This is a genomic window from Kitasatospora sp. NPDC056731, from assembly GCF_040687675.1.
GTDB lineage: Bacteria > Actinomycetota > Actinomycetes > Streptomycetales > Streptomycetaceae > Kitasatospora.
On sequence record NZ_JBFBNR010000002.1, the window covers coordinates 118,795 to 143,309 of the forward strand.

Genomic DNA, 24,515 nt, shown 5'->3' on the forward strand with positions numbered 1-24,515 from the left:
GATCTTCGCCGGAGCCGAATGACGTGGCCAGCCACCCTTGGGAGGAGCCGGCATGAACCGGTCCCGGTTGACGGAGCAGTCCGACGTGGCATCGGGCCCTGACGGTCCGATCACCGTCTTGTCCGGCTACGTCCATCCGACGCGCGGACCGGTGACCTGCCCGGCGGCCCCGCTCGTGGCCGGGTGGTTCCACGAGCGCGGGTTCGCCTCCCGGATCGGCGCCGGCGGGATCCTGCCGGCTGGCCGGGGCGGGCGGCTGTTCGCCACGACCTACATCGACCTGGACGGGGCCGTGGTGGGGATCGCCGTGATCGCTCCGGCCCGCCAGGAGGCGGTGGCGGCGGAGGCCGTCCGCGTCTGGTCGGCCGCGGTGCGGACCAGGCGGCTGATCGTCTGCGCGTCGGAGCCCGCGTGCGGGCCGACCCCGGTCGTCCCGTCCCAGCCCCTGAACCGGCTCGCCCCGTCCGCAGGGGGCGCGGGGCCGGCCGAGTGTCCGCGGGCGGCCGCGACGTGGGCCGCCGTCCGGCAGTACGAGGCTCGCGGGGACACCGTCCTCGTGCTCGGCGGCGGCGGTTTCGCCCCGGCTGGTCCCGCTGCGCAGCAGGCGGGCGCGCAGCAGGCGGGGCGGGTCCGGGTGGCCGACGCGGCCGGGGCGCAGGCCCTGCGGTCCGTCGATCCCGAGCGGCTGTCCTTCGTCCAACACCCGTGCTCACCGGTCGAGGAGGTCGCGGAGATCCTCGGGGTGCTGCGCGCACGGTTCCCGCTGCTCCGAGGCCAGCACCCCGATCAGTGGTGCTACCGCTCCTCCGACCGGCGGCGCGCCGTCCGTGCGGTGGCGGAGTCCAGCGACCTGGTGCTGGTCTCCGCCGGCAGCACCGTGGCGGCGTCGATCCGCTCCGGCACGTTCGTGGCGTTCAACGGTCTGAACGCCCTGCGGCCCGAGGAGATCGCGGCGGCTGCGACCGTCGGCGTGATCGCCCCGCTGCGGGCCGCCGAGGGCGCTGGAGACGCGACGGACGCCGTGGTCGGGGCGATCGGCGGCCTGGGGCCGGTGAGCGTGGCCTACCACCGCACGGTCACGGAGGTCGCGACCGACGTCCTCGCGCGGACTCCGCGCCGCCCCTGACAGGGAGAAGGCCCGGACGGTACCGTGCGCGCGAATCGTCAGGCGCGCCCCAGGGCGGTGGCCCGCTGGATGAGGTGGTCCGCGGCCGGCCGTCGGCGGTGGGGGAGCAGGAGCCCGGGCATCCGCGCCCTGGCCAGGTGGGCTCGGCGGGAGGCCAGCAGCGGGTAGACGTCGAGGAACTCGTGCCAGGTGGCACAGGCGGCTTCGATGTGCCCGGCCGCCAGCTGGCGCTCGGCCAGCCTGCTGAGGATGACGGCACGGGAGCGGGACTCGCCCCGGGGCCTGCGGGCGGCGGACACCTCCAGGAGCTTGATCGCCCCGGCAAGGTCGCCGAGTTCGACTCCGACGAGGGCCCGCTGGTGGTCCCACGAGGCGCGGTGGTAGTCGCCGACCGGCGGTGGCGGGCCCGTGGCGTTCGTGAGAAGGTCGCGGGCGTCGCCGATGTGGCGCAGCGCGGCCGTCCGATCGCCGACGGCGGCCTCGGACAGGGCGAGTTGCCCCAGGACGGAGGCGCGCAGCCGCGGCGCCGAGGAGCTGATGTGGCAGTCGGCGGCGGCCTGCGCCAGGCGCAGGCTCTGGCGCCGGTGGCCGAGTTCGTAGGCCTGGGTGGCCATGGCGCGCAGGGTCATCGCCTGGGCGGCCGTGTCGCCGGCGTGCCGGGCCAGGTCGAGGGCGAGGCGGTAGTACTGGCCGGCGAGGCCGTTGAGGTCGTCGTCGATGTGCATGAAGGCGCACAGGTAGCACAGCCGGGCGGTGGCTCCGAGGATGCCGAAGTGCCGGACGGGCGGGGCGGGTGCGGCGAGCATGGGTGCCGCCGTGGTCGAGAGGAACGCGGCGAGTGCGGTGCGGGCCTGGCCTCCGCCGTGGACGCGGTCGATCGCGGAGAAGACGGGCAGCAGCAGGGCGAGCGCGTCCGGCTGGGGCGGGGGCGCCTTTCCTCCGGCGGGTGCCGACGGGTCGGTCAGGGCCTCGGTCAGGCCTCCGATCGCGGCTTCGGTCGGGCCTTCGGCCAGGCCGGTCGGGCTGCCGGACGGGGCGGGCGGCGGCTGGTAGGAGAGGAGGTTCCCGTGGCGATCGGGTGCGACGGCCGCCGCCGCGAGCCGCGCGAGCACCGCCGGGGAATCCGGCGCCGGGGTGTCCGGCGGCAGGGTGTCCGGCGGCGGGTCGCCGAATCCGGCGTCGGCCAGGGTGACGGGCCGTCGGAGCCGACGACCCAGCGCCGCGCAGACGAGGTGGGGGGCGGGTTTGCGGGGAACAGCTCCGGTGAGCCACTGGTGCACCGAGGCGCGCCCGTAGGCCCGGGCCCATCCGGATTCGGCGCCGATCTGATTGACGGCCCGGGCCAGTTGCTCTCCGGTCCATCGGGCTTCTTTGAGGAGTTCGCGAAGGCGGGCGTTCGGCACACGGCGGACGGCCATGTCTCTCCCGGCGGGTCGTCGACGCCGCGCTCACGGCGGCCCGGTCCGGCCTCCGCGGTACGCGGTCGCGCTGCGCACATCCCGTCATGCTATCCGCTCGCGGTGCCGCCGGGATACCCGAATGGGATTCCCAACTCGATGTAATTCCTTGAAAGTTGACGCCCGGAAAAGCTTGACGGGCCGGCCGTCGAAAAGCGCCCGCGAGGGCGGCCGCAGACTCCACCATCGGTGATGTCGGGGCGTTTCCTTCGAACGTGCCCCAGGGTGGAGGCGGAATCCGTGATGTCCGGCCCGCAGCGTCCGCAGAGTCCCACGGCCACCGGAAAGTTCGTTCACATGTTCCCCGGGCAGGGGGATTTCAGTCTGACTCCGCTGTTGCGGACGCTTCCCCGCGTCGGGTCGCTGGCACGCGCGGTCGCCGAGGTCTTCGAGGAGGCCGACGTGGTCGCCGCCGAGTTCGGGGTGGCGCCGATCGGCCCCCGTCTGACAGGCGGCTCCTGTTTGGGTGGCGGCTCCCGACTGACAGGTGGCTCCCCGCTCAGCGCCGGCGCGCTGGCCGCCGAGCCGGCCGGGACCGTACAACTCGCGCTGTTCGGTGTGTCCCTGGCGGTGCACCGCGCACTCGAAGCCGACGGCTGTCGGGCGCACCGTCTCCTGGCGGTCAGCTTCGGCGAGATCCCCGCGCTGACCGCGGCCGGATGCTGCTCGGTCGCCGACGGGGCCCGGCTGGCCTGCCGGCTCGGGCAGTTGCTGACCGGCCACGGCGGCGGCGGCATGACACTGCTGGGCGCGGGCCCGGCCACAGCCCGCCGACTGCTCGCGGCGGCCGGGCCGGGCACGGGCGTGGTGGTGGCCTGTGTCAACCACGGCGGGGAGACGGTGGTCTCCGGCCCGCTCGACGGGCTCGCCGTCGTCGAACGGTCGGCGACGGCGCACGGCGTGGGGGCGCAGCGGCTGCGGCTCCCGTTCATGAGCCACCACCCGGCTCTCGTCCACGAGGCCGGCGCGTTCGCGCACTTCGCCCGACGGCTGCGCCTGTCCCCGCCGCGCCGACCGGTGTACTCGGCGGTGGCCGGCCGGCTCTACCGCGCGGACAGCGATCTGCCGAGCGGGCTGTCCGCCTGCCTGGTCAGGCCCTTCGACCTGCCCGCGGTGTTCGGCGCGGCCCTGGCGGACGCCTCGCTGGTCGTCGAGGCGGGCACCGGCAGCACGCTGACGAACAGCGTGCGCAGGATCGACCCGCGGCAGGACGCGCTCGCGCCGGTCGCCGACGGCCCGTGGCCGACCGGCCCCCAGGCGCCGCTGCCGCCCCAGGCGTCGCTGGAGCCCCCGCGCTCCTGCCCGCCTCCCGCCGCGCCGGGGGAGGGCACGTCGCACCACCACCACCCGACCACGACGGCCGCACGGGGGGACGCATGAACACCGAACGGAGGCCCGGCGAGGAGGCCGACGCGATCGACGTCCTGACCCGCCTCTCGGCGCTGCTCCCTCCCCGGCGGGCCGCGGAGTTCGGCCAGCTCCTCGCGGACCACCGGGCCGAACACGGGGCGGCAGCCCTGCGCACGGACGTCAGCGCGCACCGGCGGCTGGCCCGCCTGGCGGCCTCGCTGCCGCCGGCGGCCGAGGTGGTCGCCGACGCGGACCTGCTGGCCGCGCTCAGCGAGGCGACGGCACTGGCGGATCCATCGCTCTATCAGACCTTCCTCTCCCACTACACCCTGTGCGTCGGCTCGCTGGTCCTCCTGGGCGGCAAGGCCGCGGACCCGGACGGCGCCCTCGCGCACGCACGCACCAAGGGCTCCTTCCTGGTCACCGAGATCGGCGACGCCGGCAGCCACCTCGGGATCCGTACCGAGGCCCGGTTCGACCCGGCCCGCCGCGCGTTCACGCTGCACACCCCGGACCACCGGGCCGCGAAGTTCTCCTCCGTCGCGGCGCTCGGCCTGCCCCAGCAGGCGGTGGTCTGCGCACGGCTGCTGACGGGCGCCCAGAACGGGGGAGTGTTCTCCTTCCTCGTCGACATCACCGGGGCCGACGGCCGCCCGGCACCGGGAGTGTCCGTCTCCGGCCCGCTCCCGGTGGGCGCGCTCCCGCTGCCCTACGGCCTCGTCCGGTTCCACGGCGCCCGAATCCCGTACGACCGCTGGCTGGCGGACGGGGCCGGGATCGACGCCACGGGCGTGCTGCACGACCCGCAGCCGAGCGCCGACGCCCGCCTCCAGCGGACCCTGAGCTGCGGCCAGGGGCTGTGGGCCACCCTGCCGTCCGCGATGGCGGGCCTGGCGGGCCGCAGCGCGGCGATGGCCTGGCGGTTCAGCGCGGGCCGCCGCTCGCACGGCCGGCTGGCGCCCGGGAGCCCGGTCCTGGAGTACCGCACCCAGCAGCACGCCGTCGTCGGAGCGCTGGCCGCCGCCTTCTCCCTGCGCTGCACCGCCCGGGCGGCCCTGTCCACGTGGGCGGGGCTGCGCGCCGCAAGGCCCTCCGACGGGCCGGGCACGGCGATGACCTTCTCCCCCTGGGCCGCGGTCGACCGCTCGCTCGCCCTCTACAAGGCGCACAGCACCCGGGCCGTGGCGGACCTCGTCGACTCCCTCCAGCACCGCTGCGGGGTGTCGGGCCTCTTCGACCACAACCGGCTGCCGGGCTACCTCGGCTTCGCCCGCGCCTTCGACAACGCCGGCGGGGACAACACCCTCATCCTGCTCGACGCCGGCCGTGCGCTCGCCGAGGAGCGGGCGCGCCCTGATCGGCGGTCGGCCGGTCCGGGCCGGTTCCCGTCAGACCAGGGCCGGTTCCCGGCCGACCCGACCGACGCCGCGTGGTGGCCCGCGGTCGTCACCGCGCTGCAGGACCGGCTCGCCGACGACCTCGCCGCCGCGGCTTCGGCCCGTACCGAGGCGCTGCGCCGTTCGCTCCACCGCTCGCCCCACCGTTCGCTCCACCGCGACCTGGACCTGTGGAACCCGCTGCTGGAGGACGCCCTGGAGCTGGGGGACGTCCAGGCCCGCCGGCTCGCGGCCGAGGCCGCGGTGGAGGGGAGCACCGCGCACCGGCGCGGGTGGCCCGTTCCGCAGGCGGCCGACCTCGCCGCGCTCGACGGCCTGCGCCAAGCCCGGTGCCTGGCCGGCCCCCTGCTGGCGACCGGCGTGCTCACCCCCTCGGCCGTCCGCGCCCTGCCCGCCGCCATGGACGCCCTGTGCGACCGACTGCGTCAGGCCCTGCCGGACATCGTGGCCGCCCTCGACCCCGGGGCGGGCCTCGCCCGCACAGCCCTCGACGAGCCCGACTACGCCGCCGCGCTCCTGGCCGCCCACGGTGCCTCCGCCGGTGCCTCCGCCGGTGCCTCCGCCGGCTCCTCCACCGGCTCCTCCGATCGCACCGGGAGCACGTCGTGAACCGAAGGAAGCCCCCCATGACCGGCGTCCTGGGCATGGGCACGTACCTGCCCGCCGAGGTCCGCGGCAATGACGAGGTCGGCCCTCCCGCCGGTGTCTCGGCCACCTGGATCACCGAGCGCACCGGCGTGCTCGAACGGCATCGGGCCGCACCCGACGAGGCCGCCTCGGACCTGGCAGCGGCCGCCGTACTGGCCGCCTGCGAGGCCGCCGGCATCCCGCCGGACCGGCTCGACCTCGTCGTCGCGGCGACCTCCACGCCCGACGAACTCGGGCCGGCCACCGCCTGCCGCGTCCAGGCCCTCACCGGCGCCGCCAACGCCGTCGCACTCGACGTCAGCGCGGCCTGCTCCGGCTGGCTGTTCGCGGCCAAGGTCGCGCACGCCTGGCTGGCCACGACCCCCGGCGCCCGGTACGCGGCGGTCGTCGGCGTCGAGGCCTACTCGAAGTTCGTCGACCCCGCCCACCGAGGCACCGCCGTCCTCTTCGCCGACGGCGCCGCCGCAGCCGTCCTGGGCCCCGTCGACGACGACGCCGGCTTCCACGGCTTCCGCCTCGGCTCGGACGGCCGCGGCGCGCACCACGTGCTGATCCCCGCCGGCGGCAGTCGGATACCCGCCGGCCCCGAGAGCCTGACCGCCGGGCTGCACCACATCCACATGGACGGCCGGGTCGTGCGCGACTTCATCACCGAGATCTTCCCCCGCCTCGTCGACCAGGCCCTCACCGACCACGGCCTCGACCTCAAGGACATCGACGCCTTCATCACCCACCAGCCCAACCCGCTGCTCCTGCGCGCCGTCGCGGACCGGATCGGCATCCCGGCCGAACGCCTGCACATCACCGGGGACCTGACGGGCAACATCGGCGCGGCCTCCGCCCCCTTCGCGCTGGCCGACGCCGCCGCCCGCGGCCTGCTGGCCGACCGGGCCCGCGTGCTCGTTTGCGTCTTCGGCGCCGGCTTGACCTGGGGCAGCGCCCTGCTCACCTGGACGGGTGCCCGCTCCCTGCGCGCGCCCGGTCGGTCCAGCAGCGCCCAGGACACCCCCGTCCTGAACTCCCCCGCCCGGGACACCGCCGTCCAGGACGGCACCGCCCGGAACACCACCGACTGACGCCCCGCCGGAACCGGAGGAACCCCCCATGACCATCCTCAACCGCTTCCGCCTCGACGGCCGCCGCGCACTGGTGACCGGCTCCTCGCGCGGCATCGGCCAGGCCGTCGCCGTCGCGCTCGCCCAGGCCGGGGCCCGGCTCGCCCTCTCCGCCCGTACCGGGCCCGCGCTGAAGCACACCGCCGACCAGGTGGCCCGCTACGGGGGCACCCCCGTCCTGGTCCCCGGCGACCTCGCCGACACCGGGCAGGCCGCCATCGTCGACCAGGCCGCCCAGGCCCTGGGCGGCCTCGACATCGTCGTCCACAACGCCGGCATCCTGCCCACCAACCCCGACGGCAGCACCCTCCTCGCACCGCTGCAGCACCTCCCGCAGCACGTCTGGGACGAGGTAGTCGCGGTCAACCTCAACGCCACCGCCGCGATCTGCCGGCACGCCCACCCGTACCTGGCGCAGTCGGACGGTGCCAGCCTGGTGCTGATGTCCTCGGTCGCTGGTCTGGTCGGCACGCCCATGATGGAGGTCTACGCCGCGACCAAGGCCGCCCAGGTCTCCCTCGCCCGCAGCCTCGCGGCCGGCTGGGCCCGCAGCGGGATCCGGGTCAACGCGCTGTGCCCCGGCTGGGTGCGCACCGACATGACGGCCGCCGTCCACACCAATGCCGCGCTCACCGACTGGCTGCTGGCCCACGTGCCGATGGGGCGTTGGGCCGAACTGGAGGAGGTCGCCGCGGCGGCGCTGTTCCTGGCCTCGCCCGCCTCCGCCTTCCTCACCGGGCAGGCGATCGCCCTGGACGGCGGCCTCTCGGTCCCCGACGGCGGTCTGGCGGGCACGCCCAAGCCGCCCTCCCCGTTCGCCGCGGCATGACCTCGCCACCCTCCGCCCCCTTCCCCGGCCGCCGTGCCACGGCGGTGATCGCCGGCCTCGGCTCCAGCCTCCCGCCCCGGGAGGTGACCAACACCCAGGTCATCGCCCGGGGCGGCCTGGACACCACCGACGAGTGGATCACCGGCCGGACGGGCATCCACCGTCGGCGGCTGGCCGGACCCGGCGTCAGCACCGGGGACCTGGCCACGGCCGCCGCGCGCGCCGCGATCGACTCCACCGGCTCCCCGGGCCTGCGCCCGGACCTGCTCCTGCTGGCCACCACCACGCCGGACCGCCCCTGCCCGGCCACCGCACCGGAGGTGGCCCACCGCCTCGGCCTCGGACCGGTCCCCGCGTTCGACCTCGCAGCCGTCTGCTCGGGCTTCCTCTACGGCCTGGCCACGGCCTCCGCCCTGCTCCGTAGCGGCGCCTGCCGCACCCCCCTGGTGGTCGCGGCCGAGAAGTACTCGGCCATCGTCGACCCCTTCGACCGCGACACCGCACCGCTCTTCGGCGACGCCGCCGCCGCGGTGGTGCTCCGCCCCGGGGACACCACCGAACCCGGGGCCCTGCTGGAGACCGACTGGGGCAGCGACGGCGGCGAGAGCGACCTGATCACCGTGGCCGCCGGCGGCTCGCGACTCCCCGCCACCGAAGCCCCCGGGCGCGGCGACCGCTACTTCCGGATGCGCGGGCGCCAGGTCTACGCCCACGCCGTACGCCGCATGGCCGCCTCCGCCGGGGCCGCCCTGGCCGCGACCGGCTGGCAGGCCCGCGAGGTCCAGGCCTTCATCGGGCACCAGGCCAACCAGCGGATCCTGGACGCCGTCGCCGACCGCCTCGGCATACCGCCGCGGCACCGCTTCGGCAACATCCGCGACGTCGGCAACACGGCGGGCGCCTCCGTACCGCTCGCCCTCGCCGATGCCGCCGCCCGAGGGGCCTGCCGCCCGGGCGCCCCGACCCTGCTCACCGCCTTCGGCGGCGGCCTCACCTGGGCCTCCGCCACCCTGCTGTGGCCGGACGCACCCGTACGGACGGCTGCCCCGGAACCCCGGCCCCCGCGCCCCGACCATGACCACGACCACGACCACGAGGAGGTCAGCCCACCGTGAACCCCGTCCGCGAGCACCTGGTCACCCTGCTCACCGAGAAGTTCGACACCCCCTCCGACACGATCGGCGACGACGCCGCCCTCGACGAGCTCGACCTCGACTCCCTCGCCCGGATCGAACTCGTCGTCACCCTCCAGGAACACTGGGGCGTCGCCCTGGACGACGACCTCGACTCCGCCGCCGACGTGACGGTGGGCCAACTCGTCGACCGCATCCACGCCCTGCTCGCGCAGCCCGTCCAGACCGTCCAGCCCGAGTCCGTCGACCCCGAGCAGCCGCCCGGCCCAGCCGCATGAGTGCGGCCCGCCCACCGCTCGCCGTCACCGGGATCGGCCTGGTCACCCCGGCCGGTCACGGGGCGGAGCCGACCTGGCGAGGCGTCCTCGACACCCGCAGCACGGCCGCACCCGACCCGGCGCTCGCCGGGCTCCCCGTCGTCCTCTCCTGCCGGGTCCCCGGCGACTCCGCCGCGCTGGTCGGCGGCCGCCAGTCCTGGCGGCTGGACCGCGCCACCCGCTTCGCCATCGCCGCCGCGCGGGAGGCCGTCGCCGACGCGGGCCTCGAACCCGCGCGCTGGGACGGCGCCCGGGTCGCCCTGGTCCTCGGCTCCGCCGCCGGAGGAGTGGGCAGCTACGAACACGCGGCGGAACGACTCCGCACCCTGGGCCCCTCCGCCGTGTCCGCACTGGCGCTCCCCGCCTTTCTGCCGAACATGGCAGCAGCTCAACTCGCCATCGAGCTCGGCGCGACGGGCCCGGTGCTGCACACCGCCACCGCCTGCGCCTCCGGGGCCGCCGCCATCCACACCGCGGCCCTGCTGCTCCACACTGGAGCCTGCGACATCGCCCTGGCCGGCGGCACCGACGCCATGATCACTCCGGTCTGCGTCGCCGGATTCGCCCGGATGAAGGCGCTCTCCCGCAACACCGACCCCGCCCGCGCCTCCCGCCCGTTCGACGCGGACCGCGACGGCTTCGTCATCGGCGAGGGCTCGGGCTTCCTCGTCCTGGAACGCCGGTCGGACGCGGCGTCGCGGCAGGCCACGCCCAGAGCCCTGCTGGTCGGCACCGGAACCGCCACCGACGCCTACCACCCCGTTGCACCGCACCCGGAAGCCCGCGGGCTCGAAGCGGCCGCCCGGCTGGCCCTCGCCGAGGCCGGCGCCGGCCCCGACGACGTCGACCACGTCAACGCCCACGGCACGAGCACTCCGCTCAACGACTCCGCGGAAGCCCGCCTGGTCGGCCGGCTCTTCGCCCGGCGCCCCCCGTCCGTCACCTCCGCCAAGGGCGTGCTCGGCCACACGATGGGCGCCGCCGGTGCCATCGAAGCCGCCCTGACGGTGCTCACCGTGCAGCACCAACTCGTCCCCGCCACCGCGGGTTTTGCCGTCCCCGACCGGGAAACCGGCGCGATCGACCTGGTCCACGGCGGCCCCCGCCGCCAGCGCCTCCACCTCGCACTGAGCACCTCGGTCGGATTCGGCGGCCACAACACCGCCCTCGCCTTCGCCCCCGCCGCCACCTCCGGGAGCTGACACCGGAACGAGGACGCAAGGCGCATCAGCCGTTCAGGAAAGAACTGGATCATTCGGCGCGTCCCGCCTTACGGTGGCGCCATGAGCGATCACCCCGAAGCACCTGTCGCGCCCGTCGAGGCCTATGAACCCCCCTACTACCTGGCCGTCTTCACGACAGTGCGAACCCAGGACCAGAGCGGTTACAGCGAGACCAGCGCACGCATGGAAGACCTGGTGAAGGACATCCCCGGGTACCTGGGGATGGACCACGCCCAGACCCCTGGCGGCCTGGGCATCACCGTCGGGTACTTCCGCGACGCCGACGCCCTCACGGAGTGGCGGAGCAACGCCGAGCACCGCGCGGCGCAGAAGCGCGGGCAGGCGGAGTGGTACCAGAACTACACGCTGCACGTGGCGAAGGTGGAGCGCAGCCACGGGTTCAGCCGAGCGTAGGGGCCTGCGGGGCCCGATAGCGGGCTGACCGGCTCTCGTCGTCCGGGCGGGCCGCGATGGTCAGGGGCGGGACCGGACCGTGTCGCGGGTCTGGACAGCGGTGCGGGGGTCGGCCAGTCTTCACCAGCATGACCCTCCCGCTCCCCGAGCACGTCCCCGGTGCCGCGCGCACCGCGCTTTTCGAAGCCGTCACCGCCGTCGGCGACGAGGCCGTCGCCCTGCTCGCCGGCGGCCGCGGCGACACCCCGATACCCGGCGCCGAGTGGACGGTCGGCGAGGCCGCCGCCCACCTGGCGATGGCCAACGAGCTGATGGCCGCACTGGCCGCCGGCGAGGAACGGCCGTACGGGGACGGCACTCCGGGTTCGCTGGCTGCCGCGAACGAGGCCTCGCTGGCCAGGCGGCCGGAGCGGGACCTGACCGTGCTCGCCGGGGAGATCGCCCGGCAGGCAAGGGAGTTCACGGCGGCGGCCGACTCGCGCGCCGGTACCGAGCCGGTGCTGACCCCGCTCGGCCCGATGGACCTGGACACCCTCGGCGCCTACCTGCTGACCCACATGCTGGGCCACCTCTACGACATCGCCGTCGCGCTCGGGCGGCCGCACCCGATCGACCGGCACCGCGTCGGGCTGACGATGCCCTTCCTGCGGACGGCGATGCCCCGGGTGCTGGACGCGCGCACTGCGGCCGGCCACAGCGCCTGCTACCGGCTGCGGGTGCGCGGCCTGGGCGGGTTCACGGTGACCTTCACGGACGGTGCCGCCGTGGTGAGCCAGGAGCCGCCGCGCCGCCCGGACTGCACGATCCTCACCGGCCCGGTGGCGTTCTTCCTCATCGCGCTGGGCCGCTACACCGCCACCGGTGCCCTCGCCCGGGGCAAGGTGCTCGCCTGGGGCCGCCGGCCGTGGCTGGCCCCGGGCTTCCCCCGGCTGTTCGCGGCTCCCTGAACCCGCCCGCCGGCCGGGCGGCGGCCGCCGCCCGTGTCACACCGACGCATCGTGACGTCATGTGGTGGCGCCCAGGGGCGGACACGTCAGACTGTCACTGGTCCGTTCTGCGGGTTGAGATCCCGGACAGGAGAGCAGCACGTGAGTACAGCGCACGCCGGCCCAGGTGACTACAGCCAGGTGCCGAATCCGGAGCAGGCCCTGAAGTATGCAATTCGGCATATTGCGGGTGACCGTGTCGAGATCGTAGAGGGAGTCATCACCCCGGTGTCACCGTCCTGGGCCCACGAGAGCGCTGTCGACCTGATCCGTGAGCAGATCGGCCCTCGCATGCGCGAGCTCGACCTCCGTGCCGGTTCCGGGAACCTCGACCTGCCCGGCACGGAGAACTTCTACGTGCCGGACCTGGCCGTCGTGCCCGCCGAGCTGGCGAAGACGGAGGGAGCGCTCCTCCCGGACCAGACCGTGCTCGTCGTCGAAGTGACATCACCGTCGAACGGTGAAACCGACAGGACCGCCAAGCGCCGGCGCTACTCGCAGTTCGGCGCTCCCGTGTACCTCTTGGTCGACCGGCAGGAACGCACCTGCACGCTGCTCTCCCAGCCGGGCCGGCTCGGCTACACCCGGGTGGAAGGTCCGCACCCCTTCGGCACCCCCCTGCAGCTACCGCCTCCGCTGAGCCTTGAACTCGATACGGCGGGTTTCTGAGTCGGGGAGTCGGGGAGTCGGCCGGGCGGTGGGTCGGCTCCGTGGCCTGACCGGGGTTCGGTGAGCAGATTGCCCTGCGGTGACGGCCCGTCAATCCTGGGTGAATTGGGTGAAATATTATCGAGTTTTACGATTTAACCGCCCTGTCGTGCGGTGGTGGCATGCGTGGATTCCGCAGCATGAAGCGAAGTCACCAACCAAGAGGTGGAGAGATGATCAAGAAATTCGCTGTCGTTGCAGCTGCTGCCAGTGCTCTCGTTCTTGCCGACGCGAGCTGGGCCGTCGCCGGCTCGGGCGGCCATGGCGGCACGGACAGGCGCGGCGGAGACGTCGGCATCGCCTGCGTGGTCGGCCAGGACGCGGGCTTCTCGAACAACTGCGGCAACACGTACATCTACAAGCCCAACATTCTGGGCGACCTGCTCAACCTGCTCTCCCCGCCTCCCACCACCGGCGGTGGTGGCAACAACGGGGGTGGTGGCAACAACGGCGGCGGTACCGGCAACGGCGGTGGCGGTAACAACGGCGGTGGTAACAACGGCGGCGGTAACAACGGCGGTGGTAGCGGCAACAACGGCGGCGGTGGCAGCGGCAGCGGCGGCAACAGCTGATCCGTTCGACACCGGCGTGTTCTCCTCCTTGACCACGCCGGCGGGGCCGGGGACGCGCCGGGCACAGCACGGGTGCGTACCCCGGCCGTTGCGTGCCCTTTGGAGCACAGAACGGTGCCCGATCGTCCGTTGTGCTGCGCGGCGACAGTCCGGCCGGATATGTCAGAGGGAACACCTGTCGCGCCTCCGGAGGGGTTCCCCATGCACGCGAAAGACCCCGGCAAGCCGTCGGAGCCGCAGCGGCGCCGTGACCTGCCCCGCAAGGCCGCTCCGGCGGCCGACGGGCTGGGGCTGAACCTCGGGGGCGTGTCTGCGCAGACGGTCCTCGCCTTGCAGCGCGGCATCGGCAACGCCGCGGTCTCGCGGGTGATCGAGCGGTCCAGGCACCAGCACGGTGCGGGGTGCGGTCACCCGCAGTCCGCCGTCGGGGCGAGCGCACCGGTACAGCGGTCCACCGTCCAGCGGAGGACGGGGGACGAAACAGCGGCCCGCCCCGGTGAGCCGGTCGTGCAGCGCGCCATCACCTACGCCAAGGCCGACTGGTCACGGCAGCACCTCTCGCCGGACCGTTTCGCGGAACTGCTCCAACAGGCGTCCGGCGAGCAGGACGGTGACGGATTCAGCGTCCCCTACCGGGAGTTGTTCAAGGCCCTGGAGGAGTCCGCCATCACCATCGAGATCGACGAGCAGACGGACATCAGGGGTGCGCGCGCGTTGTTCGCGCTCAGCAACGAAGGAGAGGGCGGCGCGCTGCGGATCACCCCGCCCAAGGACCAGGCCTCACCGCTCGGACTGCGGGAATTCGCCGCGACCGTGACCCATGAGATGCAGCACGCGCTCGACTCGGTCACCGGTCGTTTCAAGTCACAGGAGAAGCCGCAGACGATGGCGCAGCGGAAGATCTCCACCGAGTTGCGCGCGTTCGGCGAAGAGGCGGCCGCGGCGCTCAAACTCGCCATGGGTGACAGCTACAGCAAGAGCCAGGGGAAACTCTCCGCGATCCTGAAGACGATCCCCGGGGACCGGCTCACGCCCGAGCGCAGTCGACTCGCCGGCGAGTTCCACACGATGGACAGCTACCGGGCCGCCGGCCGGGATCCCCTCGACGCCTTCGGGGCGGCGATCCCGATCCCCAACAGCGTGCTCCTGGAACGCGTGGCGGGCTACCTGTCCTTCTACAAGCTGGTCGCCGACACCCCGACCAGTGCGGAGGCACTCCAGTGGCTGCGCGCCACCCCGGCGGTGGTGGAGAAGGGCCTGGTGGAGGGGACTGTCCTGTTCCACAACCACCGCCCGCAGCCGGAGTGAGGCGGCGGGGGATCGGGGTCTGAACGGTGGATCTCGTCCACCGCACGGGGCCAGGTTACGACCGCAGATGGTGTGGAGGTCACCGGCCATCGCCCCAGGCTCCATCTACTGAGTGCTGCTCTGTGATCCCTACCAGCGATGCCATCGACGTGTAGGGGAGCGCTGCCCAACTCGGGTGAGATCAGTATGGCCTGCACGTGCTCTTTACGTGTGGGCCATGCCTCGCCCACTCTGTAACGGTCGATGACTGGTGCGGGTGTCGGGCCGGGAGGGGACGGATGTCGAAGGGCACCTCGGGGGAGTACTGGGACGAGCCGGCGTTGCCGAGCGTCTTCAAGCACGACCTGCTGAGCCGGTACATACCGAAGTTCGGTGGCATGACCGGCTCGCAGGGTGGCGAAGTGGTCTACCTGGACGGGTACGCGGGGGAGGGTCGCTACCTCAACGGCGACTCCGGGTCGGCCGACCGGGTGCTCAAGGTGGCGGCTGACCATCAGTCGAAGGGGCTGGTCCGGTGGACGTGCTTCTTCGCGGAGCGTTCCGCGGAGTCGTTCACCCAACTCGAAGCGCTGGTGGGGGAGTACCGGTCCCGCGGCGTGGACGCCCGGGCCTTCCACGGCGACGTGCTCGGCTTGTTCGACCAGGTGCTCGCCGCTGCGGCAGCCCAGCCGCTGTTTCTGTTCCTCGACCCGTGCGGGCTCGCGCTGCCGTTCGACCGTCTGGTTGACGTTCTCGCCCGTCGGCGTACCACCGGGGCCTGGCCGCCCACCGAACTGCTGCTCAACTTCAGCATGATGGCGGTGCGCCGGATAGGTGGCAACTCGCATTCCCCGAAGGGTAACGAACGTACCAACAAACGCCTCGACGCGGTGTGCGGTGGTACCTGGTGGCGGCGGTACTTCGCCGACGGGTACAGGCGCGACGCCGATGAGAAGGTGGCCGCCGAGTACAGCCTGCGATTGGGAAAAGCGACCGGCATGCGCATGGTGTCAGTGCCGGTCACCAAGGGGCCGGGCCAGAAGGCTGTCTACAACCTGGTGTTCGGCACTCGCAGCAACCATGGCCTGTGGGTCTTCGGCGACGCGCACGCTCGTGCCCGTGACACCTGGTGGAAGGAGGTCGAACTGAAGGAGGAGGCCAACGACAACGCCTTGTTCACCGTGGCGACGATGCAAAGGCCGGACCCGGCGAAGGTGCAGCAGGAGGCAGTGCCGGCTATCGCCGAGAACATCCGGACCCTTCTGCAACGGGGACGGCCGTTCAAGCTGGTCGACCACACGGTCCAGGTGTTCGGCGACTACTACGGCCAGGTGCCGGAAACCGTGGTGGGCAAGGCGGTTCGGCAGCTGTACGCGGCAGGCCTCATCGCGAACGGCGGGAAGGTGTCGAGGATCAAGAACCTGGAGGTGAGTCCGTCGGTCAGGCGCTGACGAGCAGGGGCAGCTGGTCCCAGGTGCGGCCGTCGAGCAGGCGGCCGCCGGCCTTGGGGGTGTGACCGCCCCACTGCTTGAAGAAGAAAGCGACCTCCTTCTGGAGACAGGCGTCGCGGACGTCCCGGACCCAGGACGCCTCCATGGGTCGGTGTCCGGGACCGGACTCGCCGCCCGCGATGACCCAGCGGATGCCGTCCAGCTCCAGCCCGTTCAGCGGGCCCAACAGCGGCTCACAGGACAGGAAACGGACGGCGGCAGGGACCGCACGGAGGTCCTCGACCCGGCCGAGTTCCTCCGTGCTCTCCACGGACACGCCCATCCATACGTTGGGCGGCCATTCCAGCCGGTCCGCCACGCGCCGTACTCGGCGGGCCCGCTTCGTGAGTACCTGGTACGTGTGCTGTGGGGTATCGGCCATCACCGCGAAGACCCGGCGCACGAAGTCGAGCGGAACACGGGCGTGGAAGAGGTCGGACATCGAGTCGACGAAGACCGTCCGCGGACTGCGCCAGCCGTAAGGCGTCCGCAGGACGTCCGGGTGGAGCGTGAGGTCGAAGCCGGGCCCGGACGTCCGCGAATCACCGTCGTTCTGGTACTTTGCGGCGCCCATCGCCTTCAACCGCTTCGCCAGCGTGAGCGCATAGCAGTTGTCGCACCCGGCCGACACCCGGTCACACCCCGTCGTGGGGTTCCACGTTGCCTCCGTCCACTCGATTCCACTGCGTTCGCCCACTGCTACTCCCGATCTCCGTCGCGTCTTACGGTCTTCGATCCCGCAGCCGCCCGCGTCCCATGTCCGGGACCACACTCCTCCGCGGACCGGAGCCCTGTCGAACCCGGCAGGTCACAGGACCGCCCTCGCCTCAGGGTGCGGGCGTCTCGGGCCAGGCGGCCCGAGACGGTGACACTCGGCTGTCCCACCGTTCGGAGGATGCGGACTGCCGCCCGATCAAGAGTTGACGGCCTACTGGCCTACTGGCCTACCGGCCGACCCGCGTCGGCTCGGGCTGGAGGGCGATCCCGGTCGCGCTCTTCACCTGGAAGAGAGCCCGGGCCGCCGTGGACGAGCGGTCGAGCATTGTCTCGCGGAAGCCGCAGTCGGCGAGCAGGTGGGCGGCCTGGTGCTGCCTGCGAGGGCGGCCGGTGGCGAGGCTGGCCAGCAGGATGACCGTTCTTGCGCCGAGGGCAGGTAGGCGGGGTGCCTTGAGGTGTCGCTGCGTTGGTATGCCCATGACCTGGTGATCAGGTGGCGCGAGGGCTGCCGAGGACCTGGTCCGTGAACCTCGCGATGTCGTTGGCGTCGTGGCCGAGACGCCGGATCCGGTCGATCGCCAGGAGCAGGGCTTGCGCGGCGGTGTCGGCTGCGTGGATCGTGGTGGGGCTGTCGGGCCGGTCCGCGCCTTTGCAGATCCACTCGGAGAGCTTCTCCACTCCCAGGTCGTCGAGGAGGAGGCTGTGGGTGATGTGGACCTCGCCGACGACGGCGAAGACGGCCTCCAGCCGGGTGGGTGCCTCACGTTCGCAGCGCAGTCCGGGGGTCTGGGTGAAGACCTCGGGGTCGTAGGTGCAGCCGACGGGCGGAGAGGCCTTCAGCTGCTGCCAGACTTCGGCCGCAGCCGCGTCGGTGCCCAGTGAGGCCGTGAGGGTGAAGGTGTGGACAGGCAAGATCGGTTCCTGGTGCGTTGAGGGTGGGAGGCGGTTACGCGCGGACGGGGAGCGCGAGGCGTTCGATTCGGGTGGCCAGGTCGGGGTCGCTCTCGGTGCGGCCGAGCCGGCACATGGTGGTGGTGCGGATTGAGGTGGCCTTGACACCGCGCATGCTCAGGCACAGGTGCTCGCCGGTGGTGAAGACGGCGACGTCGTCGGTGCCGGCGGCCTTGGCGAGGTCGTGAGCGACGTCGTGGGTGATGCGCTCCTGGAGCTGGAGGGCGTGAGTGTGGGCTTCCAGGTGCCGCACCAGTTTGGACAGGCCGAGGACGGCGGTGTCCGGCACGTAGGCGATGGAGACGTCGAGGCGGAAGGGGAGCAGGTGGTGCTCGCAGACGCTCCACGCCTCGATGCCGGTCAGCAGGACGAAGTCGCCGAACCGGCCCTCCTGGGCGAAGCTGGTGTCGAGCCTGCCGGGGTCGTGGTCGAGGAACTCGCCCCACCAGTCGGCGAACCGGCGGGGTGTGTCCTTGAGGCCGTCGCGGTCGGGGTCTTCGCCGAGGGCGAGCAGCAGCTCGCGGGTCAGCTCCTGGACGCGCGGGCGGTTGACGGGGCGGCGGCGCTGGGCTTGCATGGGTATGGACGTCATGGTCATCCCTTGGGGGTGAGTTGACGGGGGGTGGGCCGCTGGAGTGCGGCAGCTCAGAGGTGGGTGGCGCCGGGCAGGCAGCCGAGGATTGGTACGGCGGTGAACGCCTCCGCGTACCGGGTGCCGATGCGGGCGCCCCAGAGCCGGCCGAGGGTGTCGGCCATGGGGCTGAAGTGCTGCTCGATCGGCTGGCTCGTGTGCTCGCGCAGCGCGGCCATCTTCCTGTCAAAGGTCGCGGTGGCGTCCACGATGACGTCGGCGCGCACCGGGCCGTCGAGAGTGAGCGAGTTGTAGGTGTCGCAGGTGTAGAAGCGGTTCGGCCGGCCGGTGGCGATCCGAGGCTCGGGCACGGCCGCGAGCACGGCGGCGGCGACGGCCCGGTGCTCAGGGTGAACGTCGTTGAGCGGGTGGGTGATGACGACGTCCGGCTCTGCCTCCAGCAGCACTTGCTGCATGGTGGCGTGGTCGAGCCGGGGCACTTGGCGTAGTTCGGCCCCGAGGACGGCGGCGCCCTTGCGGGCCTCGGCGTCGCGGAGTTCGTCGCGGTACGGGACGACGATGGTGACGGCGGCGCACCGGGAGTGGAGGGCGAGGGTGGCGCCGGCCCACAGTTCGGCGTCGTCGGGGTGTGCGAAGGCGGCCAGGACCGAGCCCGGGCCGGCACTGCTCACCACAGCCCGAGCTTCTCGACGACGTCGGCGGGCTTCGGTAGCTGCGGGCTGGCCTCGCCGCGGAGGGCGACGGGCACGTCCAGGTCGCGGCGCACCGTGATCATCGCCTCCCACCGCAGTACGTCGGCCCAGGCGCTGGTGATCGCCGTGCCCTTGGCGCCGGTCAGCCGCCCGGAGCCGGGCAGGTCGCGAAGCGGCATGCCGTCGCGCAGCAGGGTGGCGGCGACCTTCGGCCCGATGCCGCGGACGCCGGGGATGTTGTCGGACTTGTCGCCGGTCAGGGCGCGGAAGGCCGGCCACTGGGCGGGGGTGACGCCGTAGCGGGCGAGGACCTGGTCGGCGGTGATGATCCGCTGGGAGGACTTCCGGGAGCGGTTGAGGATGCGCACGCGGTCGTCGAGGAGCTGGTAGAAGTCCATGTCCCGCGACATGATCAGGACCGGCCGGGAGGCGGCGGCCCGGGTGGCGAGCGTGGCGATGACGTCGTCGGCCTCGGCATCGCCGACCTCGACCCACCGGACCTCGTACGCGTCCAGGCCGTCCTTCACCGGGGCGAGGAACTGCAGCGGCTTGAGCGCCTCCGGTGTCGCCTCCCGGTTCGCCTTGTACTCCCGGTCGGCGGCGACGCGCTCGGACGTACCGTGCTCGCCGTCGAAGACGACCAGGACCTCGGGCTGCTCGACGTCGAGGTCGTCGCGGACCGTGGCGCGCAGCAGGGCGAAGAAGGCGAACAGACCGGTTAGTTCGCGGGTCTTGTCGCGGGAGAAGATCGGGGCAGGGAAGCCGAAGGTGCCGGCCCACAGGAGGTTGAATCCGTCGACGAGCAGCAACGGCGCAGGGGATACGGGGTTTTCGGGCATCACGACACCGCCTCTAGGAAGAAGTCAGCGATTCGGCGGGGCTTGAACTGGGCCGCTCGCCGATACACGGTCTGTGTAGTCGCGGCGTACAGTATGTCATCTTCCAGCAGTGTTTGTGCCGCCTTGTGGAGAGCAGCCGGACCATCGCCGCGGTCGACGAGGAGGTGGTCGCCGTCGCCGGTCGGGCTGATCAGGGCGGGCAGGTTGCCGACCCGGTAGGCGACGACCGGGGTGCCGACGCTCATCGCCTCCAGCGCCACCAGGCCGAAGGTCTCCTGGTGGCTGGGCACGATGACCACCGCCGCGCCGGCGAGCCAGGGAAGCACCTTGTCCCAGGCCAGCGCCCCGTGCAGACGGACGTTCGGAGTTCGGGCGGCTGCTTTCCTGCAGGCGTGGAGGAGTGCGGACTGGGATCCCGTACTGTCCTCGAACCCCGCTTCGGCGAGGGCTACTTCGAGGGGCCGGTCCCAGCCGGAGGCGGCCTCCAGCAGGTCGAGTGCGCCCTTCTCCGGCCCGAGCCGCGCAAGGACGCGCACCGGGCCGCTGCGGCGCAGCTGCTCGCGGAGCTCCGGTGCTGGTGGGGCCACGGTGGGGTTGGGCATGAGTGCGTTGGGGACGACGCGGAGGTTGCGCGGGCCCCAGCCGGCCAGCTCGTCGCGCACGACGGCGGAGGGCACGAGGACGCGGGTGGCGCGGGCGAGGGCCGGCCCGGCGTCGAGGGTGTGCGGTTTGACGTGGGCGGCGAGGGCCCGGCGAACGTGGCCGGGGATGTCACCGCGAAGGCGGCCGAGGCCCCACAGCGCGTCGGTGAACAGGACGGTGTCGATGCGGTGTTCGGTGATCAGGTCTCGGATCTGGCGGGTCAGCCTGGTGTCCTGGTAGGTGACGGCGCGGCGCAGCACGTCGTCGTCGCACGGGAACTGGACGTCGTCGAGGCGCAATCGGGCGATGATGACGCCGGGGAGGCCGGGGCCTTCGGGCTGGGGTGCGGCGGTGGCGATGACGGGCCGGTGGCCGTTGCGGGCGAGCCCGAGGGCCAGTGCGGCCGTCGCGCGTTCGATGCCGGCCGGGGCGTCCGGGGTCCAGGAGACGAGGACCAGCAGAACGCCGCGGGAGGAGGGGCGGGTGATCACCGGGCGCTCACCCACTTCAGGGCGGGGACGGGCTGGGTCTGGCCGCTGTGCGGCCTCTCCCAGGGGAAGACGACCCAGTCGTCGACGCTCCAGGCCCACCGGTCGGGGGTCTGCGCGCACCCGCGGTTGCGGAAGAGTGCCGCCGTCATGATCTCGGCGGAGTAGTCGAGCCGGTCTTTCAGCGCATCGGTCACGGCGGTGAACGTCGCTCCGGTGCCGGCGATGTCGTCCACGAGGAGCACTGTCCCGGACAGGCGCCCGGGCAGGGAGTTGGCGAGCTGGACCTCGACGTCGCCGGTGGCCTGCTGGAACGGGGCGTCGCTCTTGTTGTGCCTGGCGGCGACGGTGTGGAAGGGCACTTTGAGGTAGTCGGCCATGAGGCGGGCCGGTTTGATCCCGCCGGAGGCGACGCCGATCACGCAGGTCACGTCCGGGTCGATCCCGACGACGGACTCGGCGATCAGGCGGGCCGCGTCGAAGCACTGGTAGTGCGTCGGCGCGTACGGGACGCGCTGTGCGAAGACCCGCCTGCCGGTGCGCGAGGAGTTGGTCACGAGGTGCTCCCGGACGTGGGCAGGCGCAGGTCGGCCGGGCTGGTGACGGGGACGGACGCGGAGATACCGGTGGCGCCGTGGGTGTTGCGCCAGGCGTAGCCGTCGGCGCGCAGGACGGTGAAGCCGTGCGCGCTCGTGCGGGTACGCAGCCGGATGCGGACGCCGTCGGGGATGGCGAGCGGGCCGACGATGTCCTGGGCCTGCTCGTCGGTGAGCATCTGCTCGGCCGCGAGGGCGGCGCCGTCGCCGATGGGGAGCATCTGGAGGAACGTCACCCCGCCGGCACCGAGTTGGGCGGCGCGGTCCAGCAGTTCCTGGGCCTCGTGCTGGTTGGACTGCATGAGGACCATCTGGAGCTGCACGAACAGGCCTTCGTCGACGGCGGCGCGGATGCCCGTGACGGCGCGCCGGTAGCTGTCCTGGCCGCGCCAGCGGTCGTGGGTGGCCTCGGTGGCGCCGTCGAGGGAGACCCGGATCGCGTCGAGGGAGTCGGCGAGTTCCTCGGCACGGCGGGTGAGGTGCCACCCGTTGGTGGTGCAGCTGACCACGTTGGTGCCCTGGTGGCGGATGGCGCGGGCGAGTTCGGGCAGGTCGCGCAGCAGCAGCGGCTCGCCGCCGGAGATGTCCACGCCCAGAACCCCCGAGGCGGCGATGTGGCCGGCGAGGACGCGCCGCTCGGCCGCGGTGGACTCGCGCACGCTCTTGTCGTCGAGGCACTGCGGGCAGGCGAGGTTGCAGCGCACGATCGGGGACCAGCACATGCTCAGCGGGAAGTCGAGCGGCAGGACGGAGGGGTCGGCCTCGGGCCAGGCGGCCACCTGCCGGTCGTCCAGGGGGAAGCAGCCGGCGGGCAACGGCTGGGGCGGCAGGTGGTTGGTGCCGACCGCGGGGTCGTGCACGACGGTGGTGCCGCCGAACGTGGCAGCGGCGAAGGCGCGGATCATCGGGTGATCACCTCGGCGTCGGTCAGGTGCTTGTCGGCGGCGGTGACAAAGGCGTCGCCGCGGTCGACGGGGGCGGGGAGGGACAGCAGGTGGCGGTAGTGGGCGAGCGTCGCGGGCCAGGAGGCGAGCTTGGCCTGCCACTGGGCGGCGGCGTCCGGCGGGTCGAGGTGGAAGCCCACGGCCTGACGCAGCGGGACCACGAGGCAGCCGGAGGCGATCAGGGCCGCGCCGAGGTGGGTGTCCTCCATGCCCCAGCCCAGCACCCCGAACTCCTCGTCGAAGCCGCCGACGTCGACCAGCTGCTCGCGCGGAACGGCCAGCAGCGCGGTGACGACCATCCGCGGCAGGTCCCAGTCGTAGTAGGACCGGCCGTACCCGAGGGTCTGGAAGTCGTTGGTGGCATCCAGCGGGCGCCCATCCAGCGCGTCGGTGAGCGTGAGGCCGGAGTACGGCAGGACCTTGCCCACCGGGGGTTTCCAGGTGACGCGGTGGTCGGCACCGAGGAGCGGGGGCGCCTTGGGCAGCAGCGGCTCACCGCAGGGCGACGCACGATAGGCGACGTTGTGCCGGAACCCGGTCAGCACGGTGTCGGCCTCGGCGCGCACGGCGACATCGGCGAACACGTGCGGGGGTAGCACCATGTCCGCGTCGACGAACAGGACGGTCGGTGCCTGGGCGAGGCGGGCACCGGCGTTGCGCGCCGCCGCCGAGCCGCGTCGCTCGGCCAGGCGTACCGCGGTGGTGACCACGGGGTGCCGGCGGGCGATCTCGAACGTCGCGTCCGTGGAGGCATCGTCCACGAGGATCACCTCCACGTCGGCCGCGTGCTGCTGTGCGCCGAGCGCGTTCAGCACCGTCGGCAGGGCGTAGGCGGTGTTGCGGGCCGGGATCACGACCGACATCGTCCGGCCGGCGGCGGCTTGCGCAGGGGTGGGCTGGTGCCAGTTCAGGCCGGTGCGCTCGGTGAACCCGGTGGTGAAGTACCGGTGGGCATTGGCCTGGGTCTTGAGCGCGCCCGCGAGGCTGATGTGCATCACGGCCACCTCCATTCGTCGAGCACGGCGGCGGCCTGGGGCCAGCCGCGGGGGTCGGGGATCCAGTGCAGGACCGGTCGCTCCGGCAGGGCCAGGAGGTCGGCGAGCAGGACCAGGTAGTCGGGTTCGAGGACCAGCAGCACCCGCTGTGGAACGCCGTGGGCGGCGAAGTCGCGTCGCAGCTGCCCGTTCACGATCAGGCGCAGCCCCTCGACCCGGTCGGAGTCGAGGCGCTGGTCGTACGAGGCGATCAAGTCGTCCGCACGCACCAGGCCGAAGGCCGCGGACAGGAAGCGGATCCGACTGCGGGCGTGCGGGTGATCGGCGAAGCGGGCGTGCAGTTGCGGGGCGATGCCTCCTGCGTAGCGCTCCAGGGCGGGCAGGAGGCCGGCCTCCAGCGCCTTGCGACGGGAGCAGCCCGCGATCACCAGGTCGCCGATCACGCCGCCCTCACCACCCGGAAGCCGATGCCCGGCGAGCCGAGCTCGGCCGGCGCGGCGTTCAGGAACGTGCACCGGGCGTACAGCGGAAGGGAGTTGTAGGAACCGCCCCGGATCACGAAGCCGCCGCCGATCGTCTTCGAGGCGGTCCACTCCCAGCAGTTGCCCGCCATGTCCCACAGCCCGGTCGGCGTCCGGCCCCGGGGGTGGGAGCTGACCGGGGTGAGCCTTCCGCAGAGGTCGCGGAGGTTGGCTCGTCCCTCGGCCGGCTCCTCGTCTCCCCACGGGTACCGTCGGCGCTCGGGCCCGGAGGCCGCCCACTCCCACTCCTTCGACAGCGGCAGCCGGCCGCCCAGGTCTGCCGCGATCCGGGCCGCCTGCGCCTGGGCTACCCCGATCAGCGGCCGGTGGTCCGGAGCGAGGCCGAGCTGGGCCGGGGTGACCGGGGTCGCCGTCCACTCCAGGTCGACCACCTTCACCGGCTTCTTCCGGTCGCCGAACAGGCAGACACCGCCCGGCACCGGCACCCAGGCGAGCCTGTGGCCGATGAGGTTCATCATCATCGCT

27 protein-coding genes are annotated in these 24,515 nt (G+C 73.0%); 14 read left to right on the forward strand and 13 right to left on the reverse strand.

The window, feature by feature from the left end; all coding sequences use genetic code 11:
* The first annotated feature begins 52 nt into the window (after nucleotides 1–52).
* Nucleotides 53–1,126: a hypothetical protein gene (locus AB0R04_RS02840; protein WP_363367548.1), complete on the forward strand. Its 1,074-nt coding sequence runs from the start codon at nucleotides 53–55 to the stop codon at nucleotides 1,124–1,126.
* A 38-nt stretch (nucleotides 1,127–1,164) separates the two neighbouring features.
* Here the strand turns inward: AB0R04_RS02840 and AB0R04_RS02845 are convergent, their stop codons facing one another.
* The gene (locus tag AB0R04_RS02845; protein ID WP_363367550.1) at nucleotides 1,165–2,544 is read right to left on the reverse strand and encodes a hypothetical protein; all 1,380 of its coding nucleotides are present in this window, start codon (nucleotides 2,542–2,544) and stop codon (nucleotides 1,165–1,167) included.
* A 375-nt stretch (nucleotides 2,545–2,919) separates the two neighbouring features.
* Here AB0R04_RS02845 and AB0R04_RS02850 point away from each other — a divergent pair, with 375 nt between their 5' ends.
* From AB0R04_RS02850 to tcmP, 13 genes are all read left to right on the forward strand, one after another.
* Complete coding sequence (locus tag AB0R04_RS02850) at nucleotides 2,920–3,963, forward strand: acyltransferase domain-containing protein (protein ID WP_363367552.1); 1,044 nt, start codon at nucleotides 2,920–2,922, stop codon at nucleotides 3,961–3,963.
* Complete coding sequence (locus AB0R04_RS02855) at nucleotides 3,960–5,939, forward strand: hypothetical protein (RefSeq protein WP_363367554.1); 1,980 nt, start codon at nucleotides 3,960–3,962, stop codon at nucleotides 5,937–5,939. Before AB0R04_RS02850 ends, AB0R04_RS02855 begins: the two co-directional genes overlap by 4 nt.
* Nucleotides 5,940–5,956: 17 nt before the next feature.
* A complete protein-coding gene (locus tag AB0R04_RS02860; RefSeq protein WP_363367556.1) occupies nucleotides 5,957–7,054 on the forward strand; it encodes a ketoacyl-ACP synthase III in 1,098 nt (365 codons plus the stop codon).
* A 28-nt stretch (nucleotides 7,055–7,082) separates the two neighbouring features.
* Nucleotides 7,083–7,922, forward strand: a complete 840-nt coding sequence (locus AB0R04_RS02865) for an SDR family NAD(P)-dependent oxidoreductase (RefSeq protein ID WP_363367558.1) — start codon at nucleotides 7,083–7,085, stop codon at nucleotides 7,920–7,922.
* Nucleotides 7,919–9,037 carry a beta-ketoacyl-ACP synthase 3 gene (locus AB0R04_RS02870; protein WP_363367560.1) on the forward strand — a complete coding sequence of 373 codons (1,119 nt, stop codon included), beginning with the start codon at nucleotides 7,919–7,921 and terminating at the stop codon, nucleotides 9,035–9,037. The genes AB0R04_RS02865 and AB0R04_RS02870 overlap by 4 nt, the downstream gene beginning before the upstream one ends.
* Nucleotides 9,034–9,333 carry an acyl carrier protein gene (locus AB0R04_RS02875; RefSeq protein ID WP_363367562.1) on the forward strand — a complete coding sequence of 100 codons (300 nt, stop codon included), beginning with the start codon at nucleotides 9,034–9,036 and terminating at the stop codon, nucleotides 9,331–9,333. Before AB0R04_RS02870 ends, AB0R04_RS02875 begins: the two co-directional genes overlap by 4 nt.
* On the forward strand, nucleotides 9,330–10,574 hold the full coding sequence (locus AB0R04_RS02880) for a beta-ketoacyl-[acyl-carrier-protein] synthase family protein (protein WP_363367564.1): 1,245 nt from the start codon (nucleotides 9,330–9,332) through the stop codon (nucleotides 10,572–10,574). The genes AB0R04_RS02875 and AB0R04_RS02880 overlap by 4 nt, the downstream gene beginning before the upstream one ends.
* Before the next feature lie 81 nt (nucleotides 10,575–10,655).
* Entirely contained in the window at nucleotides 10,656–11,009 is a 354-nt protein-coding gene (locus tag AB0R04_RS02885; protein ID WP_363367567.1) for an antibiotic biosynthesis monooxygenase, read from the forward strand.
* Nucleotides 11,010–11,137: 128 nt separating this feature from the next.
* Entirely contained in the window at nucleotides 11,138–11,956 is an 819-nt protein-coding gene (locus AB0R04_RS02890) for a maleylpyruvate isomerase family mycothiol-dependent enzyme (protein ID WP_363367569.1), read from the forward strand.
* A gap of 141 nt (nucleotides 11,957–12,097) precedes the next feature.
* Nucleotides 12,098–12,664: a Uma2 family endonuclease gene (locus AB0R04_RS02895; RefSeq protein WP_063352015.1), complete on the forward strand. Its 567-nt coding sequence runs from the start codon at nucleotides 12,098–12,100 to the stop codon at nucleotides 12,662–12,664.
* Between the two features lie 212 nt (nucleotides 12,665–12,876).
* Nucleotides 12,877–13,275 carry a hypothetical protein gene (locus AB0R04_RS02900; RefSeq protein ID WP_363367571.1) on the forward strand — a complete coding sequence of 133 codons (399 nt, stop codon included), beginning with the start codon at nucleotides 12,877–12,879 and terminating at the stop codon, nucleotides 13,273–13,275.
* A gap of 201 nt (nucleotides 13,276–13,476) precedes the next feature.
* Complete coding sequence (locus AB0R04_RS02905; RefSeq protein ID WP_363367573.1) at nucleotides 13,477–14,583, forward strand: hypothetical protein; 1,107 nt, start codon at nucleotides 13,477–13,479, stop codon at nucleotides 14,581–14,583.
* Nucleotides 14,584–14,861: 278 nt separating this feature from the next.
* Complete coding sequence (gene tcmP / locus AB0R04_RS02910) at nucleotides 14,862–16,013, forward strand: three-Cys-motif partner protein TcmP (RefSeq protein ID WP_363367575.1); 1,152 nt, start codon at nucleotides 14,862–14,864, stop codon at nucleotides 16,011–16,013.
* Here tcmP and AB0R04_RS02915 read toward each other — a convergent pair.
* From AB0R04_RS02915 to AB0R04_RS02970, 12 genes are all read right to left on the reverse strand, one after another.
* Entirely contained in the window at nucleotides 16,003–16,749 is a 747-nt protein-coding gene (locus AB0R04_RS02915; RefSeq protein ID WP_363367578.1) for a phage Gp37/Gp68 family protein, read from the reverse strand. The genes tcmP and AB0R04_RS02915 overlap by 11 nt on opposite strands.
* Before the next feature lie 247 nt (nucleotides 16,750–16,996).
* Entirely contained in the window at nucleotides 16,997–17,248 is a 252-nt protein-coding gene (locus tag AB0R04_RS02920) for a hypothetical protein (RefSeq protein WP_363367580.1), read from the reverse strand.
* A 10-nt stretch (nucleotides 17,249–17,258) separates the two neighbouring features.
* Nucleotides 17,259–17,681, reverse strand: coding sequence for a hypothetical protein (locus tag AB0R04_RS02925; RefSeq protein ID WP_363367582.1), 423 nt, complete (start codon nucleotides 17,679–17,681; stop codon nucleotides 17,259–17,261).
* Nucleotides 17,682–17,715: 34 nt separating this feature from the next.
* Nucleotides 17,716–18,312, reverse strand: coding sequence for a GTP cyclohydrolase I FolE (gene folE / locus AB0R04_RS02930; protein ID WP_363367583.1), 597 nt, complete (start codon nucleotides 18,310–18,312; stop codon nucleotides 17,716–17,718).
* Between the two features lie 53 nt (nucleotides 18,313–18,365).
* Nucleotides 18,366–18,986, reverse strand: coding sequence for a hypothetical protein (locus AB0R04_RS02935; protein ID WP_363367585.1), 621 nt, complete (start codon nucleotides 18,984–18,986; stop codon nucleotides 18,366–18,368).
* Entirely contained in the window at nucleotides 18,980–19,843 is an 864-nt protein-coding gene (locus AB0R04_RS02940; RefSeq protein ID WP_363367587.1) for a 5'-3' exonuclease H3TH domain-containing protein, read from the reverse strand. The genes AB0R04_RS02935 and AB0R04_RS02940 overlap by 7 nt, the downstream gene beginning before the upstream one ends.
* The gene (locus AB0R04_RS02945; RefSeq protein ID WP_363367589.1) at nucleotides 19,843–20,976 is read right to left on the reverse strand and encodes a glycosyltransferase family 4 protein; all 1,134 of its coding nucleotides are present in this window, start codon (nucleotides 20,974–20,976) and stop codon (nucleotides 19,843–19,845) included. The genes AB0R04_RS02940 and AB0R04_RS02945 overlap by 1 nt, the downstream gene beginning before the upstream one ends.
* The gene (locus tag AB0R04_RS02950) at nucleotides 20,973–21,530 is read right to left on the reverse strand and encodes a phosphoribosyltransferase family protein (RefSeq protein ID WP_363367591.1); all 558 of its coding nucleotides are present in this window, start codon (nucleotides 21,528–21,530) and stop codon (nucleotides 20,973–20,975) included. The genes AB0R04_RS02945 and AB0R04_RS02950 overlap by 4 nt, the downstream gene beginning before the upstream one ends.
* Complete coding sequence (locus AB0R04_RS02955) at nucleotides 21,527–22,474, reverse strand: radical SAM protein (RefSeq protein ID WP_363367593.1); 948 nt, start codon at nucleotides 22,472–22,474, stop codon at nucleotides 21,527–21,529. Before AB0R04_RS02955 ends, AB0R04_RS02950 begins: the two co-directional genes overlap by 4 nt.
* Nucleotides 22,471–23,508: a glycosyltransferase gene (locus AB0R04_RS02960; protein WP_363368009.1), complete on the reverse strand. Its 1,038-nt coding sequence runs from the start codon at nucleotides 23,506–23,508 to the stop codon at nucleotides 22,471–22,473. Before AB0R04_RS02960 ends, AB0R04_RS02955 begins: the two co-directional genes overlap by 4 nt.
* Complete coding sequence (locus tag AB0R04_RS02965) at nucleotides 23,508–23,951, reverse strand: hypothetical protein (RefSeq protein ID WP_363367595.1); 444 nt, start codon at nucleotides 23,949–23,951, stop codon at nucleotides 23,508–23,510. The genes AB0R04_RS02960 and AB0R04_RS02965 overlap by 1 nt, the downstream gene beginning before the upstream one ends.
* On the reverse strand, nucleotides 23,948–24,511 hold the full coding sequence (locus AB0R04_RS02970; RefSeq protein ID WP_363367597.1) for an SUMF1/EgtB/PvdO family nonheme iron enzyme: 564 nt from the start codon (nucleotides 24,509–24,511) through the stop codon (nucleotides 23,948–23,950). Before AB0R04_RS02970 ends, AB0R04_RS02965 begins: the two co-directional genes overlap by 4 nt.
* Nucleotides 24,512–24,515: the final 4 nt, after the last annotated feature.

Bases quoted from the DNA above. Each gene is read 5' to 3' on its own strand.
- tcmP (WP_363367575.1), top strand. From the start codon at position 14,862: ATGTCGAAGGGCACCTCGGGGGAGTACTGGGACGAGCCGGCGTTGCCG.
- AB0R04_RS02855 (WP_363367554.1), top strand. From the start codon at position 3,960: ATGAACACCGAACGGAGGCCCGGCGAGGAGGCCGACGCGATCGACGTC.
- AB0R04_RS02845 (WP_363367550.1), bottom strand. From the start codon at position 2,544: ATGGCCGTCCGCCGTGTGCCGAACGCCCGCCTTCGCGAACTCCTCAAA.
- AB0R04_RS02955 (WP_363367593.1), bottom strand. From the start codon at position 22,474: ATGATCCGCGCCTTCGCCGCTGCCACGTTCGGCGGCACCACCGTCGTG.
- AB0R04_RS02880 (WP_363367564.1), top strand. From the start codon at position 9,330: ATGAGTGCGGCCCGCCCACCGCTCGCCGTCACCGGGATCGGCCTGGTC.
- AB0R04_RS02885 (WP_363367567.1), top strand. From the start codon at position 10,656: ATGAGCGATCACCCCGAAGCACCTGTCGCGCCCGTCGAGGCCTATGAA.
- AB0R04_RS02860 (WP_363367556.1), top strand. From the start codon at position 5,957: ATGACCGGCGTCCTGGGCATGGGCACGTACCTGCCCGCCGAGGTCCGC.
- AB0R04_RS02960 (WP_363368009.1), bottom strand. From the start codon at position 23,508: ATGCACATCAGCCTCGCGGGCGCGCTCAAGACCCAGGCCAATGCCCAC.
- AB0R04_RS02865 (WP_363367558.1), top strand. From the start codon at position 7,083: ATGACCATCCTCAACCGCTTCCGCCTCGACGGCCGCCGCGCACTGGTG.
- AB0R04_RS02840 (WP_363367548.1), top strand. From the start codon at position 53: ATGAACCGGTCCCGGTTGACGGAGCAGTCCGACGTGGCATCGGGCCCT.
- AB0R04_RS02900 (WP_363367571.1), top strand. From the start codon at position 12,877: ATGATCAAGAAATTCGCTGTCGTTGCAGCTGCTGCCAGTGCTCTCGTT.
- AB0R04_RS02905 (WP_363367573.1), top strand. From the start codon at position 13,477: ATGCACGCGAAAGACCCCGGCAAGCCGTCGGAGCCGCAGCGGCGCCGT.
- AB0R04_RS02970 (WP_363367597.1), bottom strand. From the start codon at position 24,511: ATGATGATGAACCTCATCGGCCACAGGCTCGCCTGGGTGCCGGTGCCG.
- AB0R04_RS02920 (WP_363367580.1), bottom strand. From the start codon at position 17,248: ATGGGCATACCAACGCAGCGACACCTCAAGGCACCCCGCCTACCTGCC.
- folE (WP_363367583.1), bottom strand. From the start codon at position 18,312: ATGACGTCCATACCCATGCAAGCCCAGCGCCGCCGCCCCGTCAACCGC.
- AB0R04_RS02890 (WP_363367569.1), top strand. From the start codon at position 11,138: ATGACCCTCCCGCTCCCCGAGCACGTCCCCGGTGCCGCGCGCACCGCG.
- AB0R04_RS02870 (WP_363367560.1), top strand. From the start codon at position 7,919: ATGACCTCGCCACCCTCCGCCCCCTTCCCCGGCCGCCGTGCCACGGCG.
- AB0R04_RS02940 (WP_363367587.1), bottom strand. From the start codon at position 19,843: ATGCCCGAAAACCCCGTATCCCCTGCGCCGTTGCTGCTCGTCGACGGA.